Raw genomic sequence first — 17,524 nt, 5'->3', positions numbered from 1 at the left:
GAGAACGGTGTCAGGCGATCGCCTTGACCTGTTTGGAGTAGATGCTGGCCGGGCGAGCGAGGCCGTAATGCTCGCGCAGCGTCGTGCCGGTGTAGTCCTCGCGGAACAAGCCGCGCTTGCGCAGGATCGGGACGACCTGCTCGGCAAAGACATCGAACCCGCCGGGCAGCCAGGGCGGCATCACGTTGAAGCCGTCCGCGGCACCGCCCTCGAACCAGGTCTGGATGTTGTCGGCGATCTTCTCCGGCGTGCCGGCGATGACCCAATGGCCGCGCGCGCCGGCGAGGCGCTGGACGAGTTGGCGGATCGTCGGTTTCTCGCGGTCGACGATGTCGACAACGAGCTTGAAACGGCTGGCGACGCCGCGCGCACTGGCGGTGTCGATCAGATGGCGCGGCACGGGACCGTCGAGATCGTAGCCGGTGAGATCGATTCCGATCATCTGGCGCAGCTGCGTCAGGGAATATTCCGGCTGGATCAGCTCATTGAACTCGTCCTGGAGGCGGTCCGCCTCGGCTTGCGTGCTGCCGATGAAGGGGCTGATTCCGGGCAGGATCTTGATCTCGTCGGGGCCGCGATCGAAGGTGCGGGCCTGCCGCTTGATGTCCGCATAGAAGGACTTGGCGGAGTCCAGCGTCTGGTGCGCGGTGAAGATGGCTTCCGCAAAGCGCGCGGCGAAGGCGCGGCCATCGTCGGAGGAGCCGGCCTGCACATAGACCGGCCGGCCCTGCGGCGTGCGCGAGATATTCAACGGGCCGCGCACCCGAAAATGCTTGCCGACATGGTCGAGCGTGTGGATCTTACTGGTCTCGGCGAAGACGCCGGAAGCGGGATCGTTGACGAGTGCGTCGTCCTCCCAGCTGTCCCAGAGCCGCGAGATCACGTCGAGATATTCGCGGGCGCGCTCGTAGCGCTCGTGGTGAGGCGGGTGCTCGGGTAATCCAAAGTTTTGCGCGGCCTGTGGCGCGCTGGTCGTCACGATATTCCAGCCGGCGCGGCCCTTGCTCAGATGGTCGAGCGAGGCGAACATACGCGCGAGATTGTAGGGCTCGGTATAGGTGGTCGATGCCGTCGCAATCAGGCCGATGCGCTTGGTCACTGCGGCAATCGCGGCCAGCCAGGTGATCGGCTCGAAACGAAAACGCTGGGCGTAGCGGACGTTGTCGGCCAGCGCCGGCCCGTCAGCGAAAAAGATGGCGTCGAACTTGCTGGCCTCAGCGCGCTGTGCCAGCTCCTGGTAAAAGGTGATGTCGAGAATGCGCTCCGCCGACGATCCCTTGTAGCGCCACGCAGCTTCGTGATGACCGCCGGGATAGATGAAGAGGTTGAGAACAAGCTGCCGTGGGTTGCTCATGGTTCGATGTCCAGATGCGATGGTCGGGGGGGCGGCTACGAGACGGAAGGGGTGGGGTGCGATCCCGGCTTGCGCGCGAAAGCGAAACGCAGATATCGTTCGAGACGCAGCCCCTCGGGGGTGCGCTTCGTCTCGATCAGCGCGGCAAAGGCCGCGTCGATCGCTGCCCTTTCCGCTTGCGAAAAGCCGCCGAGGAAATTGCCGAATGCGCTGGCTTCGGACCAGCCGAGCACCGATCTTACGTCGCCGTGGAGATCGACGAGCGAGCGCAGGTCGCTCCGGTATTCGACGAAACCGGTCTCGGCGAACAGCGCCCTGAGCTCGTCGTCGGTGGCTCCGAGCACGCGATGCGACTCGCTGCTTCTCTCGCCGAAGCCGGCCTGTTCGATCGCCTTGCGGAGCAGGGTTCGCGACTCGTGAGGTTTGGTCGGGTCCTGAACGTTCAGCCCGATCCGGCCGCCCGGCTTGAGGACGCGTTCGATTTCACGCAGCGCCTGCTGCTTGTCCGCGATCCAGTGGAAGACGCTGTTGAGGTAGACGGCATCGAATTGCGCAGGTCCAAAGCGTGAAAGGTCTTCGGCACGACCGACATCGAAGGTCAGTGTCTCCGAGGCGCGCAGGCGCGCGATGGCGATCCGGTTCTCAAGCGGATCGATGCCGATCACGCGGCCGGCCGGACCGACGAGTCCCGCGACGAATTCGGTCAGGCGGCCGGTGCCGGCGCCGATATCGAGCACGTGATCCCCGGACTTCAAAGCCAGCGGTCCGATGAGGAATTTGCCATGGTGAAACTGGAGGATGCCAGCCTGCTCGTAGCTGCGTGCAAGCTCGGGCGTGTCCCGTTCGAGGCTGATGACGCCGGCGGTCGACATCGTGCTTTCCAAAATCTCCAACGCGCCGCCGAGGCGGCTTGATCGAGACGAACTCTATGTTGTCGGGGCGAGAAAAGTCGATGAAATGGATTTGCGTTGTTCGGTGCCACGCGAGCATGAATCTAGCGACGGGAGCGCATTAAGGAGATGATGTCGCGAACCGATCGGCTCAACTGATAACCGACGTGGCGATCGGGTGTCCCGTCGCCCGTCCTGGCTCACTTCGCGCAGTCGAAGCAAATCTTTCAACGCGCCGTGACCCCGCGGTGGGTTCGTTGTTCGTGCCGCAAAACAAAACCCATTCCATTTCATTGACTGAATGTCGCTGGCTTCTACGATTTGGTCGCATCTGATGCAGAGAAATCCGGGTGCAACATGTTTCAGTCCGATATCGACGCCGTAGCGCGCGAGACCTTGCGTCTGATTGGGCCGGATCCCCAGAACTGGGTGCCGGATCGTCACGGGGTCGACCACAACGTCGCAATCATCGGCGGCGGTCAATCCGGAAGCGCTTTCGCCTTTGCACTGCGCCGTGCCGGCATCGGCAGGGTCACGGTGATCGATGCGGCGCAGGATGCGGCGTCGTCCGGCCCTTGGCTCAGCAGCGCGCGCATGCACAGGCTGCGGACGCCGAAAAGCCTGCCCGGACCCGAGCTTGGCTTGCCCGGATTGAGCTTTCAGGCCTGGTATGAAGCGCGGAATGGCGCGGCCGCATATGAAGCGATCGATCGTATTTCCCGCATCGATTGGGCGGCCTATCTCGATTGGTACCGCAAGACGCTCGGCATCGAGGTGCGCTACCGGACGAAGCTACTCCGTATCGAGCCGGCGGCCGATCACTTGCGGCTTCATCTCGACGTCGCGGGCGAGGCAAGGACCGAAACCGCTCGCAAGATCATCCTCGCCAGCGGTTTTCCAAGCAATGGCGGTCCGTCCGTCCCCGATGTGCTCTCGCGCAATCTGCCAAAGCAGCTTTACGCGCATACATTGGAGGCGATCGATTTCGGCAAGCTGCGCGACAAATCGGTCGCGGTGCTGGGCAGCGCGGCCTCCGCGTTCGATGCGGCGGCGGTTGCGCTCGAGGCCGGGGCGAGGGAGGTGCACCTGTTTGCACGCCGCGACAAGATTGCTTCGGAGCCCGTGATCAGGACGCGCGGATATCCGGGGGCATATGACAATTATGGGGCGCTCCCGGACGCCGTCCGCTGGCATCAGGCGATCCGCTTCCGTCGCGCGGGGTCGACGCCGCCGCCCGATGCGATCGTGTGCGCGGTCAAGTTCCCCAACTTCCACCTCCATCTGGGGGCGCCGTGGACCTCAGCCAAGCCGTTCGGGCGGCGGCTGCTTGCAACCACGCCGCAAGGCGACATCGCCTTCGATTTCGTCATCGCCGGGACGGGCTATCAGGTCGATCTCGCAAAGCGCGCCGAGCTCGCCGGCTTCGCGGACGCGATCCTGCTATGGCGCGACCGCTATACGCCGAATGCGGATGAGCAAGACGAAACCCTTGGCGCGCATCCCTACCTCGGTGCGGGCCACGAATTCATGGAGAAGGAGCCCGGCCGCGCGCCTCACTTGCGGAACATCCACGTGTTCAATCCCGCGGCATTCGTCAGCTTCGGCCTGCCGATTGGGGATGTGCCGAGCTTCAAGCGCGACATTCCGGGCGTCGTCGCGCGGATCAGCAGGGATCTGTTCCTTGACGACCTTCCGGCACATGAGGCCCGGATCAACGGGCCGATCGCCGACGACTTCGAGCCCTCGCTCTATGCGTCGGCCGTCTGGCGTTCGCCCAACATCATCGCTGCGGAATAGAGCAAAAGCATAAGTTGCCACTGGAGACGCCATGACCGCGGATGCGTCCGTTTCTCAACTGCGTCGAACTTTGGAAGCTATTTCCGAAGTCCTTGAGCTAGCATCGTGTGACTGAACAAGAGGCTGCACCGATGCAGCCTCCACGGAAAGGTCCCGCCAGACGGGATTGCCGCCAGAGCGGACGGCAGTCTCGCAAGAGGATCGATCGCACCATCACTGTCCTTCACTCCGTCATCGCAACTGCGATCGGCGAACGGCGGAGCCTTGTCCAAACGGATCGCGGTCTCGGGGAAGATGACATGACTGACGGAATCACCATCGACAACGTCATTCCGCGTGCGGATATCGTCAAGCGGTCGGCGCGTATTGGCGCGGAGATCAGGAACATCAAGCTTTCCGGCGATCTGCCGGATCGGACGATTGCCGCCATCAACCAGGTGCTGCTCGAGCACAAGGTCATCTTCTTCCGTGACCAGAATCATCTCGACGATGCCGAGCAGGAGCGTTTTGCCCATCGGCTCGGCAAGCTGGTGCCGCATCCGACGGTCGGCGCCACCAAAGGCACGGCCTCGATCCTCGAACTCGACTCTGCGCGCGGAGGTGGGCGCGCCGATCAGTGGCACACCGACGTCACGTTCGTCGACGCTTATCCGAAGATATCGGTTCTGCGCGGCGTCGTGATCCCCGAGTTCGGCGGCGACACGATCTGGTCGAACACGGCTGCCGCCTATCTCGACCTGCCTGCTCCGTTGCGAAAGCTCGCCGACGAGCTCTGGGCGGTGCACAGCAATGCCTATGACTATGCGGTCAAGACCCGCGCGAGCGAAGCCGACCGGAAGCAATTCGAGGAGGTCTTCACTGCGACGGTCTACGAGACCGAGCATCCCGTCGTCCGCGTTCATCCCGAAACCGGCGAGCGCACACTGGTGCTCGGCAATTTCGTCCAGCGCTTCGTCGGACTGTCGAAGTACGACGGCCAGAAGCTGTTCGACCTGTTCCAGTCGCACATCACGGCGCCGGAGAACACGGTTCGCTGGAGCTGGCGGCAGGGGGATGTCGTCGTCTGGGACAACCGCGCAACCCAGCATTACGCCGTCAATGATTACGGCGATCAGCATCGCGTCGTGCGGCGCGCGACCATTGATGGCGAGGTGCCGGTCGGCATCGACGGCCGCCAGAGCGTCACCCGGATCAAGTCGACCAAGCCGCAAGCAAAAGCCGCCTGAAATAAGCAAGGGAGTGAATACAATGAGAATTGCTATCTCCGCTCTGCGCCGGCTGGTTGCCGGGCTCCGTGCAAGAAGCCGGCAACTTGGCCTTGCGGCTCTAGGTCTGACGAGCCTGGTCGGGAGCGCTGCGGCCGACCCGCAGCTCGAGAAGACCGAGATCCGCTACCAGGGGTGGGCAGGTCAGGTGACCTTCATCGAGCTGGCCGATGATCTCGGCTATCTCGCTCCGCTCGAGCTCAAATGGATCGGCAACACCATCAGCGGTCCGCAGGACATCCAGACCGTGGTCACCGGCGATATCGACATCGGTGGCGCCTTCTACGGCGCGATCATCAAGCTGATCGCCGCCAAGGCACCGATCAAGGCCGTGATCGGTTATTACGGTTCGGACGAGAACACCTACAGCGGCTACTACGTGAAGGAGGATAGTCCGATCAAGACCGCGCGGGACCTGATCGGCAAGAAGGTGGCGGTCAATACGCTGGGAGCGCACCATGAATTCGTGCTGCGCGAGTACCTGGCTCGCAACGGCTTGACGCCGGCGGAGGCGAAGCAAGTGACCTTGGTTGCGATCCCGCCGGTCACCGGTGAGCAGGCGCTGCGGCAGGGCCAGGTCGAGCTCAGCACGCTCGGCGGCGTCCTGCGTGACAAGGCACTCGAGCGCGGCGGCATTCGGCGGCTGTTTGCGGATACGGACGTCTTCGGGAACTTTACCGGAGGGGCCTATGTGTTGCGGGACAAGTTCATCAAGGACAATCCGAACACGTCCCGGAAGCTGATCGAGGGCGTGTCTCGTGCCATTGCCTGGGCTCAGACGACGCCTCCGGAGGAGGTCCGTGCCCGCTTCGAGCGCGTCATCGCCGAGCGCAAGCGCAATGAGGACGCCACCCCGATCAAATACTGGAAGAGCACGGGCGTCGCGACCAAGGGCGGCGTGATCGGCGATGCCGAGCTGCAGGTGTGGATCGACTGGCTGGTCAGGGATGGTCTGTTGAAGCAGGACCAGCTCAAGCCGTCGGACGTCTACACCAACGCGTTCAACTATTTCCGCCCGGGCAAGACTGCGGAGGCCAAATGACGACGGCCAAGATCCGCTTCGAGCACGTACGCAAGGAATTCCTGGTCCGCGGCAAGGATGGCGGGCCGGCGCAGCGCTTCACCGCGCTCGACGATATCACGCTGGATGTTCGGACCGGCGAATTCCTGGCGCTGGTCGGGCCGAGCGGCTGCGGCAAGTCCACTCTGCTGGACTTGGTTGGCGGCCTCACGACGCCGAGCAGCGGTCGCATCCTGCTCGATGGCAAGGTCATCAAGGGCCCAGCGCGCGACCGCGGCATCGTGTTCCAGCAATATGCGCTGTTTCCATGGCGCACGGCTGCGCAGAATGTCGAGTTCGGGCTCGACATTGCCGGCCTGAAAGCCAGGGAGCGGCGTGAGAGGGCGCTGCACTATCTCGATCTCGTCGGTCTCTCCGGCTTTGCCGATCGGTACCCTCACGAGCTCTCCGGCGGCATGAAGCAGCGCGTCGCGATCGCCCGCAGCCTTGCCTACGATCCGGAGGTGCTGCTGATGGACGAGCCGTTTGCGGCGCTCGATGCGCAGACGCGGGAGACACTGCAGGGCGAGCTGTTGCGGATCTGGCGCCGCACGGGAAAGACCATCCTGTTCATCACCCACGGCATCGACGAAGCCGTGGTCCTGGGTCAGCGCGTGGCGGTGATGACCTCGCGCGCCGGCCGCATCAAGCAGGTCATCGAAATTCCCGATGAGTTGCACAGCGAGACCGAGGACGTCCGCTCGCTGCCCGGGTTCGGGCATGTCAGGCACGAAGTGTGGTCCTTGCTGCGCGACGAGGTCTTGAAAGCGCAAGGCTCCCAAGCCGCTGTATCGGACGGCGAGCACGTGGCAAAGGCGAAGGAGCTGGCTCATGTCTAATCTGGAGATCCTGACGCTGCTGGAGCTCGCCGAGGGGAGCCCGAAAGACCGGGCCAGGCAACGCGCCGGCGTAGTTGCCGCGGCGACGGGCAGCTTGGTGCGATGGTTCGCCATCTTCGGGCAACGATCCCTGCTGCTGCTGCTGTTCCTGGCCGTCTGGGAAACGGCGCCGCGCTTCGGTCTCATCGACGTGACGTTCCTGCCGCCGTTCTCCGAGGTGATCGCCGCAGGCTGGCAGCTTGCCCAATCGGGAGAGCTCTACGACGACGTCGGCGCAAGCCTGCTTCGAGCCCTGAGTGGCTTCCTGATCGCCATTGCCCTGTTCGTGCCGTTGGGTGTGTTGACAGGATGGTATGTCGGGTTGGGCAATCTCCTGAACCAGATCATCGAAATCGCGCGCAACACGGCGCCGCTGGCGCTGCTGCCGGTCTTCATCCTGCTGCTCGGCATCGGCGAGCTCTCGAAAGTCACGATGGTGGTCTACAGCTGCGCCTGGCCGCTGCTGCTGAACACGATCGCCGCGGTCCGCCAGGTCGATCCGCTTCTGGTCAAGTCGGCACGGACGATGGGCGCGACGCCCAGCCAGCTGTTCCGAAAAGTGATCCTGCCGGCGTCGCTGCCGACGATCTTCGTCGGCATTCGCCTGGCGAGCGCCTCGGCGATGCTGGTGTTGGTGGCATCCGAGATGGTCGGTGCGAAATCAGGGCTCGGCTATCTCATCATCAACAGCCAGTACAGCTTCCTGATCCCGCAGATGTATTTCGGCATCCTCGGAATCACCGTGATAGGTCTCGCCTTCAACACAATCCTCGAGGCGCTGGAGCGTCGTCTGATGCGATGGAAGAGCCCAGCGACCGCCTAACCCTGCTTGTTGCGGGCGGTCGCCTGCGTCACGATGCTGTTCGGCGGCACACTGTGGGTCAGCCAGACATTGCCGCCGATCGTCGATCCGCGACCGATGGTGATCCGGCCCAAAATCGTAGCACCGGCATAGATGACGACGTCGTCCTCAACGATCGGATGGCGGGCGTCGCCCTTGATCAAACTGCCATCGTCGTCGGTCGGAAAGTGACGGGCGCCGAGCGTGACGGCCTGATAGACGCGGACGTTGTCGCCTATGATTGCGGTCTCGCCGATCACCACGCCGGTGCCGTGGTCGATGAAGAAGCCCGAGCCGATGCTGGCGCCGGGGTGAATGTCGATCCCGGTGCGGGTATGCGCGATCTCGGCGATCAGGCGAGCGATAAGCCGGGCGCCCAGCCCGTGCAGGATATGGGCGAGGCGGTGATGAATGATTGCCGTCATCCCGGGATAGCCGATCAGGATCTCAGGAAAATTTCGGGCGGCCGGGTCACCGACGAAGGCGGCCCTGAGGTCATTGATGAGGAGCCCGCGCACGATCGGCAGTCGCGAGCCGAAGGTCCGGGTCAGTTCGACGGCGTCCTCGCGGCGGAAGCCGGCGGTGAGCTCGTCGCCGATGAAGAGGGCACCGCGATGAATCTGGTCGCATAACGAGTCCAGGGCGACGCTGAGGGTGTTTCCGACGAAATAGTCGATATTCTCGCCGTCGAGCTCGGAGCGACCGTAATGCCGTGGAAACAGTGCTGCCGTGAGGCCATCGAGGACCGCCTCCAGCGCTTCGCGCGATGGGGCCTGGCGTGCTTCGCCGTCCCTGCGAATGCTGTGTGTCTCCTCCCTGGAGACGCGTAGCTCGGCCACGATCCGGTCGAGCTGCCACCGCCTGGCAGTCGGCTCCAGGTCCGATGTCGGGATTTCGCGTTTCATGCTGCCCTCGTTTTATGCCGGAGATCGAGAAGCTGCAGGAGCGCTCCTACCTGACATGCGCCAGGGGGATGCTGATCTCGGCGAGCAAATCTAGGTCGAAATCGTGCTTTATCTCGATGTATTGACCGTTCCAGTATACCAGTCCCGACAGCTGGGGCGACAGTTCGAAGCTCAAGATACTTCCGACGACGATCCCATGCGAGTGTCGCTCGATGATCTCCTCCACCTGGCACTCGATCCTCGCCAATGAATTGCCAAGCAGGGGGACGCCGGATAGCCCGGCCGTCCAGGCGATGCCGTCATAGCGCTGGGCCCCCTTCAGCCTGCCATTGCTGAATCGGCTCGCGAGCTCTTGCTGGTCGGATCCGAGGATGTTGACCCCGAACACCCTGTGACGCTCGATCGGGGCAAAAGACGAGGCCTGCCGATTGACGCTGACCAGCACACGCGGCGGGCTCGCGCTCAGGGAGGTCAGGGACGTGACCGTCATCCCCGTGATGTCGTCATCGCGCCCGGCCGTGATGATGCTGACGCCGCCGGCGAGGCGTCGCATCACGGCGCGGAACTGGTGCTCGATCTCATTGCTGTCAGTGACGAGATGGATGTCCGACCTTCCCATGTCTGTCTCTCCTTGCATCGGACCGTCGAATGAAGGCGCCATCTGCCTAGAAGAAGCCCTTCGCCGGCAACGGCGTGCCGCTGATTTCGTACTGACCGATAGAGCGCGCCTTGTAGGTGGTCGGATTGTGCGAGGACAGCGTCCGCGCATTGCGCCAGTGCCGGTCGAAATTGGTGACCTTCTTGGTCGCCGACGCGCCGCCGACGTCGAACAGCAGGCTGCCGCCGCGGATGGCGAAATCGTCGGCGATGATCTTGGCCTTGGCCGAGAGCAGCGCGGCGGTGTGGGCGGCCTCCGCGGCGCTCGATGCGCCCGCGTCGAAAGCATCGGTCGCGACGTCGAGCGCCTCGGCAGCTGCCAGAACCACGGTTTCAGCCGCGAAAGCGCCGCTGGCGATCTGGCCGACGGTCTGCTGAAGCAGGGGATCATCGGTCGGAACTTCGGCGGGCGCATAATAGAAGGTGCGCTTGCGCGAATGGACGAGCGCAGTGGCGTCACGCAGGGTCGCGCGCGCGATACCGGCAACGATCGCGGTCAGGAACAGCTGGGCGAACGTGTTGGAGTAAGGCACGCCGTAGCCCGTCTCAGGGGTGTCGAAGACGATCTCCTGGCGCTTGACCTTGACGTTGCGGAAATGCGTCGTGCCGGTTGCGGTGAGCCGCTGTCCGAGCCCATCCCAGTCGTCGACCAGCTCGATGCCGTCGCGCCTGATCGGAACGATGGTCGCGCCGCTGGTGCCATCAGGATCGGCGGCGCGGACGAGGACGTAATCCGAGTACAGCGTGCCGGTGCTGTAGTATTTGGTGCCGTTCAACAGGTAGTCGCCCTGCCCGTCGGGCGTGAAGGTCGTACCCGGCGTGACATTGCCGACGCGGGGACTTTCGAGTTCGGTGGTGGCGAGCCCGATGATGGCGCCTTCGGCGACCGCCTTCTGCCAGTCGCGGCTCTGCTCGTCCCTGGGCGTGCGAACCAGCCGCTCCACCACGCTGAAATGGTTGCGCAGGATATGAGCGACATTGGCGTCGGCCTCGCCGAGGCGGATCACGAAAGCGAAGAGATCGCGGATGGTGCTGCCGGCGCCGCCGGCGCTCACTGGAAGCCGCAACGCACCGAGGCGGGCGCGGCGGATGAGGTCGATGACCTCGAAGGGTAGCACGCGGTCGCGTTCCCGCGCGCTTGCGCCCTCGGCGATCTGGTTGAGCAGCGCCTCCAGCTCCGGCGAGCCGGTCTTGAGCGGCTCCGATGTGCCGAGGGAGGGGGCGGATACGGTCTTGTTCATCATTGGCCTGTTGGTCACGTTCTTAGAGCTGGGCGAGATGGTCAGTCACCTTGACCGGCTCGGGCAAAACCTTGCGGGCGACAAGCCAGTCGGCGGCCTTTTGCAGCTCGCTGATGAAGCGCTCGTCGTTGACGGCGAAGTAGCGGTACTGGCGCTTCAGCGCGATGAACTGGTCGCGCACCTCGTCGCTGTACTTGCCGGCTTTCTGGGCGATGTACTCCGCCTCCTTCCCATTCTCAGAGATCCACTTGCCTTCGGCGCGGAACGCATCGTTCACGGCGCGGACGAGGGCAGGGTTGTCGGCCGCGAATTTGCGGGTGGTGAGGTAAGACGTGTAGTCGATCTGGAAGTCGAGATCGCGACCCTCAAGGAAGATGTCGTGCGCCTTGAATTCGAGCCGCGCGATGTCGACGCCGGGGCTCCACATCGACCATGCGTCCACCTTGCCCGAGGCGAGTGCGGGCGCCGCATCCGGAGGATTGAGGTAGACGAATTTCACCGCCGAGCGGTCAACCTTGTGCTTCTCGAGCGCGGCGACCAGCAGGAACTCGCCGAGGCCGGAGCGGTTCACCGCGACAGACTTGCCGACGAGATCCTCGATCTTGTCGATGCCGGAGCCGTCCTTGGCGATGATCGCCGTGGTGCGGGGCTCGTAGACCACGAACTGGGTGAACACCAGCGGCGAGCCCGCGATGATGGCGGCCAGCGCCGGTGTCGTGCTGCCGCCGAAGCTGAAATCGGCGCTGCCGCCGGTTACCGCCTGCAGGGTCGGGGCGTGGTTCGGGAAAGGCCCGAGCCATTCGACCTTGATACCGTCCTTGGCCAGCACCTTCTCGAACTCGCCGCGTTCCTTGGCGATCAGATTGAGGCCGCTCATGCCCCAGGTCAGGCGCACGGTGTCGGTCGTACGGCCAGTTGCGGCCTCGGCAAAGTCGCCGATGTTCAGGCCGGCGAGGGCGCCCACGCCGAAGGCCGCGGTGCCGAGGAAGCTGCGGCGGGACGGCTTGGCGATTGAAGATTCGGACATGATGGCCTTCCGTTGAATTAGTGGGTGGAGCGCGAATTCACGCCGAGCTCGGCAAGGAGCTCGCGACGCGAGATGGGTGTCGAGCCGTTGCGCGCCGCGCGGTGCTCGTAGGCGATGGCGCCGTTCCGCATCACCAGGATGCGGTCCGCCAGAGCAATCGCTTCGTCGACGTCATGCGTGACGAGTAGAACGCCCGGCTGATGATTGGCGACAAGCTCGCGGACGAGCTCATGCATGCGGATGCGGGTCAGCGCATCGAGTGCGGCAAACGGCTCGTCGAGGAGCAGAAGCTCGGGCTGCTGGACCAGCGCGCGGGCAAGCGCGACGCGCTGGGCCTGTCCGCCGGAAAGATTGCGCGGCCAGTCGTCGAGACGGTCGCCGAGGCCGACCTCGGTCAGCGCTTCGGCGGCGCGTTCGCGGGCGTCCGGCACCTGCAGGCCAAGCGAGACGTTGCGCCAGAGACTGTCCCAGGGCAGGAGCCGGTGCTCCTGGAACACTACCGCCGGCCGCCGCGGCGCGGCGATGCGCCCGCCCTGGATGGAGTCCAGACCCGCAAGCGCCCGCAGCAATGTGGTCTTGCCGCAGCCACTCTCGCCCAGCAAGGCAACGAACTCGCCCCGTTCGATGCGCAGGTTGAGCTTCTCGATGACCACGCGGCTGCCGTAGCTGCGCACGAGATTGCTGACGACGACAGCGGGGCCGGCTTCAAATGGAGCGGGCGACAGTGGAGCCACGTGGGCGTTCATCGTGCAGCCCCGTAGTTCGGATGCCAGGCAAGCAGGCGCCGTTCGAGGAAGCGAGCGATGCCATCGGCTGCGACGCCAATGAGCGCATAGATCACGATGGTCAGCACGATCACGTCGGTGCGCAGGAACTCACGCGCGTCCATGGCGAGAAAGCCGATGCCCGACTGAGCGCCGATGGTTTCGGCCACGACCAGCGCAAGCCATGCCGTCGCCAGCGCATAGCGGACGCCGGTCAGGATCGACGGCAACGCGCCGGGAAGGATGATCCTGCGGATCAATTGAATGGAACTCAGGCCCTGGACGCGGCCGAGCTCGAGCAGCTTTGGGTCGACCTGGCGAATACCGAGGACCGTGTTGATGTAGATCGGGAAGGTGACGCCCAGTGCGACAAGGAAGATTTTTTGCGTCTCACCGACCCCAAGCCAGACGATGACCAGGGGGAGCGCTGCCAGAAACGGGATGGCCCTGATCATCTGCACGCTGCGGTCGATCAGAGCTTCGGCGGTGCGGGAGAAGCCGACGAGAATGCCGAGGCCACCACCAACGGCCGTGCCGATCGCGAATCCCGCCGCCGCCCTTAGCAGGCTCACACCGAGATCGTTGAGCAAAGTGCCCGTGGTTGCAAGCTTGAGAGCCGTGCTGATCACCTTGCTCGGTGCGGGCAGAACTTGCGGCGAGAGCCATCCCGCCTGCGCCAGCCATTCCCAGACGACGACCAGAACCACCGGCGCCAGCCACGACAGCAACTGAAGGCCGCGCGTGCCAAGCTTGCTTTTCGCTGCGGTCGGACCGAGTGCGTTGCCGCCTTTTTGCGACGATTGCGCGCTGTCCGCACCGATCACGGTGCGGTCGATGCCGCTCAGTTCCACATTGCTCAAGACGCGAGACCTCGTTTCACGCACTGCATTTGATGCAGGAGGCGTGACGGCAATCACCTGCCGTCTCCACAAAATGTCCCACGAAATCGGGCCGACAGAAATAGAGCCGTATTTCAATTGTCGTCAGATCCGGAGTGATCTGCAGTCGTCGCAGCGTGGATGCGCGACAAATAAAATCTTTTGATGCAGGTCTGCTTGAACTTGCGCCAGCCATTGGCGAGAACGCTCAAAGTCGAGAGAGTTACGGGAGAGCACGATGACGACTGGACCTCTTCGCTTCGGCATCTGGGCGCTGGTGCATGGCCCGCGTGCGGCGCATCAGGACCCGGAAGAGCCCTATGATGCCTCCTGGGAGCGCAATCGTGATCTCATTCTTGCCGCCGAGGAGCTCGGCTACGATTCGACGCTGATCGCGCAGCACACGATCAATCCGCATCAGGAGGATCTCGATCAGCTCGAAGCCTGGAGCGCTGCCGCAGCGATTGCGGCGCTGACCAAGCGCATCGAGATCATCGCCGCGATCAAGCCGTATCTCTATCACCCGGTCGTGCTGGCGAAGCTGGCGCTCGGCATCGAGAACATCAGCCGCGGCCGGTTTGCGATCAATCTGGTCAATGCCTGGAATCGTCCGGAGCTGGAGAAGGCGGGGATCGGCTTTCCCGAGCACGATGCGCGCTATGCTTACGGCAAGGAATGGATCTCCGTCGTCTCGCGCCTGATGGAGGGTGAACGCCTCAACTACAAAGGCGATCACTTCAACGTCACGGACTATGCGCTGCGGCCGACCAGCCTCTACCGCAAGCGTCCGGCCATCTATGTCGGCGGCGAGTCCGAGCCGGCACGCGATCTGGTTGCGGGTCATGGCGACGTCTGGTTCATCAACGGTCAACCGTTGGAAGATGTGGCCGGCCTGATTGCGGATGTCGCGGCGCGGCCGCGCGGTTCAGCGCCGCCATTGCGCTTCGGTCTGTCCGCCTTCGTCGTGGCACGCGAGACCCGGGAGCAGGCGCAGGTCGCCTATGAGCGGCTGCTCAGCCTTGCGGCCAAGGACGCGCCGATGAAGGCGATCCAGAAGCAGAACACCGACCCCAAGGTGGTGATGATGCAGACCATGCAGAAGACGCCGCGGGTCGGCAGCAATGGCGGCACGGCCGCGGGCCTGGTCGGCAGTTACGACGAGGTCGCCGCACGCATCGAAGCGTTCCATGCCGCTGGTATCGAGCTGTTCATGCTGCAATTCCAGCCGTTCGAGGCCGAGATGCGGCAATTTGCGCTCGAGGTGATCCCCCGTGTGCGGGCGAGGCAATCGACTGGGCCTTCCGAGAGGCTGGCCCAGTCCCTCGGGTAAGTCAGGCGGGCGCAACCTCCGGCGCCCGCTTGGCGAAGCGGCTGGTCGGCCGCTGCAGGCCAAAATGATCGCGCAGTGTCGTGCCAGCGTATTCGGTCCGGAACAGCCCGCGCTTCTGCAAGATCGGCACGACGGTATCGACGAAGGTCTCAAGGCCCGTGGGCAGAACATCCGGCATCAGGTTGAAGCCGTCCGCGGCACCGGCTTTGAACCAGGCCTCGATATCGTCCGCGATCTGCTCCGGCGTCCCGACGATGATGCGATGGCCAACGCCGCCGCCGAGCGCGCGGATCAACTGGCGGACAGTGAGATTTCCGCGGCGGGCAAGGCTCACGGTGCCCTGGAACATGGTGTGATTGGCATTCGCCGGAAGCGGCAAGGGATCGGGAAGCGGCTTGTCGAGTTCGAGCAGGGCAGGGTCGATCTGAAGCGTGCCGGCGAGACGCGCCAGGCTGTATTCGATCGGGACCAGTTCCCAAAGCTCATCCTGCCGCCGTTTTGCTTCGGCTTCCGTGCTGCCGATGACGGTCGCAAGTCCCGGCAGAATCACGATGGAATCACCGGAGCGGCCGTAAGCCGCAGCGCGCGTGCGCAGATCGCGCGCGTAGGCGACGCCTTCCTCGATCGACTGCGCCAGTGTGAACACGGCTTCCGCATAGGCGGCGGCGAAGTCGCGGCCGTCATTTGAGCCGCCCGCCTGCACCGTCACCGGTCGCCCCTGCGGCGAGCGTGGTACGTTCAGGGGGCCGGCGACTGAATAATGCGGGCCGCGGTGGGCGATCGGGTGCACTTTGGACGTGTCGACAAATTGCGCGCTGGCCTTGTCGCCGACGAAGGCGTCGTCCTCCCAACTGTCGAACAGCGCGTGGACGACCTCCGTGAATTCCTTGGCCCGCTCGTAGCGGGCCTTGTGCTCCACCGCACCCGAGAGGCCGAAATTGCGGCTTGAAGCGGCATCTGCGGTGGTGACCGCGTTCCATCCCGAGCGGCCACCGCTCGCGTGGTCGAGCGTCACGAAGCGGCGCGCGATATTGTAGGGTTCGTTATAGGTCGTGGATACCGTGCCGATCAGGCCGACGTGCCGGGTCGCGGCTGCAACTGTTGCCAGCACGATGGTCGGCTCCAATGATGTGAACGACCGGTAGTCGATGCGGTCGTTCACGGCCGGCGAGTCCGCCAGGAAGATCGCGTCGAACTTCCCTCGCTCGGCAATCTGGGCCACGCGCACGTAGTGACCGAGATCGAAGAAGGCGCGCGGATCGCTGTCCGGCAGACGCCAGGCCGACGGATAGACGCCGGAGTGAAGCAGGTTGACGTTCAGGTGCAATTGGCGTGGCGGCATGGGCATTCCGAAAGTCGGCGGCCAAAGCCGCAGTAGTGGAGATCAGGACCCCTTCGGGGACCAGATCTTGATGGCCGTGGTGTCGATCTTCACGGGGATCAGACCCTCGGCGTGGAATGCGTCCGCAATGCGCTGCTGCTCCGACAGGCCCGTTCCGGTGACCGCGCCCACCTGATAGGAACGATGGCTGTTGGCTTCCTCGACGATGGCCGCATCGATACCCCAGAGGCCCGCCAGCAATGTGGCGGCGTCCTTCGGCTGGGCCTTCACCCATTTTCCGGTCGCGGAGAGTTTTGCGAAGATCACATTGAGCACTTCGGCGTGCTTGTCCGCATAGGCGGCCGAGGCGAGATAGTAACGCTTGTAGCTGGCGAGCCCGTTACTGCCGTCGGACAGGATGCGGCCCTTGGTCTGATGCAGGGCGCTGGTCAGGAACGGATCCCAGGCGACCCAGGCATCGACATTGTTGCTGACAAACGCCGCACGGCCGTCCGCCGGCGTCAGATAGGCGGGCGTGATGTCCTTGAAGCTGAGCCCGGATTTCGCCAGCGCCGCAAGCAGTAGATAGTGGCTGCCGGCACCCTTGGTCACCGCGATCTTCTTGCCCTTGAGATCGGCAACGGTCTTGATGGTTGTAGACTGCGGAACGACGATCGCCTGCGCTGCCGGCGAGGCGGCTTCCTCGGCGACATAAGCGAGCTTGGCGCCGGCGGCCTGCGCAAAGATCGGCACGGTGTCGGCGACATCAGCGCCGAAATCGATGCTGCCGATGTTGATGGCTTCGAGCAGGGGCAAGCCGCTGGTGAACTCGTGCCAGGAGATGGTGACGCCAAGTGGCGCGAGCGCCTTTTCCAGCTCGCCATTGGTCTTCAGGATCGCCGTCAGCGTCGAGGATTTTTGATAGCCAATGCGAAGCTCCTCGGACATCGCGGGCTGAACGAACGCCATGGTGAAGAAGCCGAGCGCAACCGCGGCGAGGGTTCGCAGGCGGGAGATGGGGCGAGGCATGAAGGGCTATCCTTTGGGCTCAGCCGCCTTGAGCAGCTCATATGGACAAGGCGGTATGCCCGCAATGTGCCGGCAATCGACGCCACCTTGCAATTTCAAGGTATCGCTCCGCGCGGCACGAACATTCTCCAGTCGGCTTCAATCTGAGAACGGAGTTTCTCCAGCCCTGTTATGGCTGGACGGGGTCGAGTTGAAGGTGTTGAAGCCCAGCTCGCGCGGTCTCGTCATGACCGGGGCCGATTGCCTATTGCGAAGCAGATCCGCTGCGCGTGACCGTTATTGGTATT

General features: G+C 63.9%; 16 protein-coding genes. 6 read left to right on the top strand and 10 right to left on the bottom strand.

Annotated elements, in window-relative coordinates; all coding sequences use genetic code 11:
* Window positions 1-10: 10 nt before the first annotated feature.
* Both ACRQ5Q_RS31675 and ACRQ5Q_RS31670 read right to left on the bottom strand, forming a co-directional pair.
* A complete protein-coding gene (locus ACRQ5Q_RS31675) occupies window positions 11-1,354 on the bottom strand; it encodes an LLM class flavin-dependent oxidoreductase (protein WP_439393878.1) in 1,344 nt (447 codons plus the stop codon).
* A gap of 35 nt (window positions 1,355-1,389) precedes the next feature.
* A complete protein-coding gene (locus ACRQ5Q_RS31670; protein WP_439393877.1) occupies window positions 1,390-2,226 on the bottom strand; it encodes a class I SAM-dependent methyltransferase in 837 nt (278 codons plus the stop codon).
* A 375-nt stretch (window positions 2,227-2,601) separates the two neighbouring features.
* Between ACRQ5Q_RS31670 and ACRQ5Q_RS31665 the strand changes: the two genes are divergently transcribed.
* The 5 genes from ACRQ5Q_RS31665 to ACRQ5Q_RS31645 all read left to right on the top strand — a co-directional run bounded on the left by ACRQ5Q_RS31665 (window position 2,602) and on the right by ACRQ5Q_RS31645 (window position 8,067).
* Window positions 2,602-4,041, top strand: a complete 1,440-nt coding sequence (locus ACRQ5Q_RS31665; RefSeq protein WP_439393875.1) for an FAD-dependent oxidoreductase — start codon at window positions 2,602-2,604, stop codon at window positions 4,039-4,041.
* Window positions 4,042-4,340: 299 nt separating this feature from the next.
* Window positions 4,341-5,267 carry a TauD/TfdA dioxygenase family protein gene (locus ACRQ5Q_RS31660; protein ID WP_439393874.1) on the top strand — a complete coding sequence of 309 codons (927 nt, stop codon included), beginning with the start codon at window positions 4,341-4,343 and terminating at the stop codon, window positions 5,265-5,267.
* A gap of 22 nt (window positions 5,268-5,289) precedes the next feature.
* A complete protein-coding gene (locus tag ACRQ5Q_RS31655; RefSeq protein WP_439393872.1) occupies window positions 5,290-6,348 on the top strand; it encodes an ABC transporter substrate-binding protein in 1,059 nt (352 codons plus the stop codon).
* Window positions 6,345-7,205 carry an ABC transporter ATP-binding protein gene (locus ACRQ5Q_RS31650; protein ID WP_439393870.1) on the top strand — a complete coding sequence of 287 codons (861 nt, stop codon included), beginning with the start codon at window positions 6,345-6,347 and terminating at the stop codon, window positions 7,203-7,205. Before ACRQ5Q_RS31655 ends, ACRQ5Q_RS31650 begins: the two co-directional genes overlap by 4 nt.
* Entirely contained in the window at window positions 7,198-8,067 is an 870-nt protein-coding gene (locus ACRQ5Q_RS31645; protein WP_439393869.1) for an ABC transporter permease, read from the top strand. Before ACRQ5Q_RS31650 ends, ACRQ5Q_RS31645 begins: the two co-directional genes overlap by 8 nt.
* Here ACRQ5Q_RS31645 and epsC read toward each other — a convergent pair.
* Genes epsC through ACRQ5Q_RS31615 form a run of 6 tightly spaced genes read right to left on the bottom strand, consistent with a single transcriptional unit; the run spans window position 8,064 to window position 13,407 of the window.
* The gene (gene epsC / locus ACRQ5Q_RS31640) at window positions 8,064-8,990 is read right to left on the bottom strand and encodes a serine O-acetyltransferase EpsC (RefSeq protein ID WP_439393867.1); all 927 of its coding nucleotides are present in this window, start codon (window positions 8,988-8,990) and stop codon (window positions 8,064-8,066) included. The genes ACRQ5Q_RS31645 and epsC overlap by 4 nt on opposite strands.
* 46 nt (window positions 8,991-9,036) lie before the next feature.
* Window positions 9,037-9,609, bottom strand: a complete 573-nt coding sequence (locus ACRQ5Q_RS31635; protein ID WP_439393866.1) for a flavin reductase family protein — start codon at window positions 9,607-9,609, stop codon at window positions 9,037-9,039.
* A gap of 46 nt (window positions 9,610-9,655) precedes the next feature.
* A complete protein-coding gene (locus ACRQ5Q_RS31630; protein ID WP_439399915.1) occupies window positions 9,656-10,888 on the bottom strand; it encodes an acyl-CoA dehydrogenase in 1,233 nt (410 codons plus the stop codon).
* A gap of 22 nt (window positions 10,889-10,910) precedes the next feature.
* On the bottom strand, window positions 10,911-11,915 hold the full coding sequence (locus tag ACRQ5Q_RS31625) for an NrtA/SsuA/CpmA family ABC transporter substrate-binding protein (RefSeq protein ID WP_439393864.1): 1,005 nt from the start codon (window positions 11,913-11,915) through the stop codon (window positions 10,911-10,913).
* Window positions 11,916-11,932: 17 nt separating this feature from the next.
* Window positions 11,933-12,661: an ABC transporter ATP-binding protein gene (locus ACRQ5Q_RS31620; RefSeq protein WP_439393862.1), complete on the bottom strand. Its 729-nt coding sequence runs from the start codon at window positions 12,659-12,661 to the stop codon at window positions 11,933-11,935.
* Complete coding sequence (locus ACRQ5Q_RS31615) at window positions 12,658-13,407, bottom strand: ABC transporter permease subunit (RefSeq protein WP_439399914.1); 750 nt, start codon at window positions 13,405-13,407, stop codon at window positions 12,658-12,660. Before ACRQ5Q_RS31615 ends, ACRQ5Q_RS31620 begins: the two co-directional genes overlap by 4 nt.
* Window positions 13,408-13,795: 388 nt before the next feature.
* On the opposite strand from ACRQ5Q_RS31615, the gene ACRQ5Q_RS31610 reads away from it, so the two are divergent.
* On the top strand, window positions 13,796-14,887 hold the full coding sequence (locus ACRQ5Q_RS31610) for an LLM class flavin-dependent oxidoreductase (RefSeq protein ID WP_439393860.1): 1,092 nt from the start codon (window positions 13,796-13,798) through the stop codon (window positions 14,885-14,887).
* Between the two features lies 1 nt (window position 14,888).
* Here the strand turns inward: ACRQ5Q_RS31610 and ACRQ5Q_RS31605 are convergent, their stop codons facing one another.
* Together ACRQ5Q_RS31605 and ACRQ5Q_RS31600 are read right to left on the bottom strand one after the other, a co-directional pair.
* Entirely contained in the window at window positions 14,889-16,229 is a 1,341-nt protein-coding gene (locus ACRQ5Q_RS31605) for an LLM class flavin-dependent oxidoreductase (RefSeq protein ID WP_439393858.1), read from the bottom strand.
* Between the two features lie 42 nt (window positions 16,230-16,271).
* On the bottom strand, window positions 16,272-17,237 hold the full coding sequence (locus ACRQ5Q_RS31600; protein WP_439393856.1) for an aliphatic sulfonate ABC transporter substrate-binding protein: 966 nt from the start codon (window positions 17,235-17,237) through the stop codon (window positions 16,272-16,274).
* Window positions 17,238-17,524: the final 287 nt, after the last annotated feature.

It is taken from the genome of Bradyrhizobium sp. PMVTL-01 (assembly GCF_051861855.1).
In the GTDB taxonomy this organism is placed as follows: Bacteria; Pseudomonadota; Alphaproteobacteria; order Rhizobiales; family Xanthobacteraceae; genus Bradyrhizobium.
This window is presented reverse-complemented; position numbering and strand designations above follow the sequence as displayed.

What these genes read in the sequence shown, in the direction of transcription:
- ACRQ5Q_RS31670 (WP_439393877.1), bottom strand. Translation starts at nt 2,226, where the DNA reads ATGTCGACCGCCGGCGTCATCAGCCTCGAACGGGACACGCCCGAGCTT.
- ACRQ5Q_RS31620 (WP_439393862.1), bottom strand. Translation starts at nt 12,661, where the DNA reads ATGAACGCCCACGTGGCTCCACTGTCGCCCGCTCCATTTGAAGCCGGC.
- ACRQ5Q_RS31605 (WP_439393858.1), bottom strand. Translation starts at nt 16,229, where the DNA reads ATGCCGCCACGCCAATTGCACCTGAACGTCAACCTGCTTCACTCCGGC.
- ACRQ5Q_RS31645 (WP_439393869.1), top strand. Translation starts at nt 7,198, where the DNA reads ATGTCTAATCTGGAGATCCTGACGCTGCTGGAGCTCGCCGAGGGGAGC.
- ACRQ5Q_RS31625 (WP_439393864.1), bottom strand. Translation starts at nt 11,915, where the DNA reads ATGTCCGAATCTTCAATCGCCAAGCCGTCCCGCCGCAGCTTCCTCGGC.
- ACRQ5Q_RS31665 (WP_439393875.1), top strand. Translation starts at nt 2,602, where the DNA reads ATGTTTCAGTCCGATATCGACGCCGTAGCGCGCGAGACCTTGCGTCTG.
- ACRQ5Q_RS31610 (WP_439393860.1), top strand. Translation starts at nt 13,796, where the DNA reads ATGACGACTGGACCTCTTCGCTTCGGCATCTGGGCGCTGGTGCATGGC.
- ACRQ5Q_RS31635 (WP_439393866.1), bottom strand. Translation starts at nt 9,609, where the DNA reads ATGGGAAGGTCGGACATCCATCTCGTCACTGACAGCAATGAGATCGAG.
- ACRQ5Q_RS31630 (WP_439399915.1), bottom strand. Translation starts at nt 10,888, where the DNA reads ATGAACAAGACCGTATCCGCCCCCTCCCTCGGCACATCGGAGCCGCTC.
- ACRQ5Q_RS31655 (WP_439393872.1), top strand. Translation starts at nt 5,290, where the DNA reads ATGAGAATTGCTATCTCCGCTCTGCGCCGGCTGGTTGCCGGGCTCCGT.
- epsC (WP_439393867.1), bottom strand. Translation starts at nt 8,990, where the DNA reads ATGAAACGCGAAATCCCGACATCGGACCTGGAGCCGACTGCCAGGCGG.
- ACRQ5Q_RS31650 (WP_439393870.1), top strand. Translation starts at nt 6,345, where the DNA reads ATGACGACGGCCAAGATCCGCTTCGAGCACGTACGCAAGGAATTCCTG.
- ACRQ5Q_RS31600 (WP_439393856.1), bottom strand. Translation starts at nt 17,237, where the DNA reads ATGCCTCGCCCCATCTCCCGCCTGCGAACCCTCGCCGCGGTTGCGCTC.
- ACRQ5Q_RS31660 (WP_439393874.1), top strand. Translation starts at nt 4,341, where the DNA reads ATGACTGACGGAATCACCATCGACAACGTCATTCCGCGTGCGGATATC.
- ACRQ5Q_RS31675 (WP_439393878.1), bottom strand. Translation starts at nt 1,354, where the DNA reads ATGAGCAACCCACGGCAGCTTGTTCTCAACCTCTTCATCTATCCCGGC.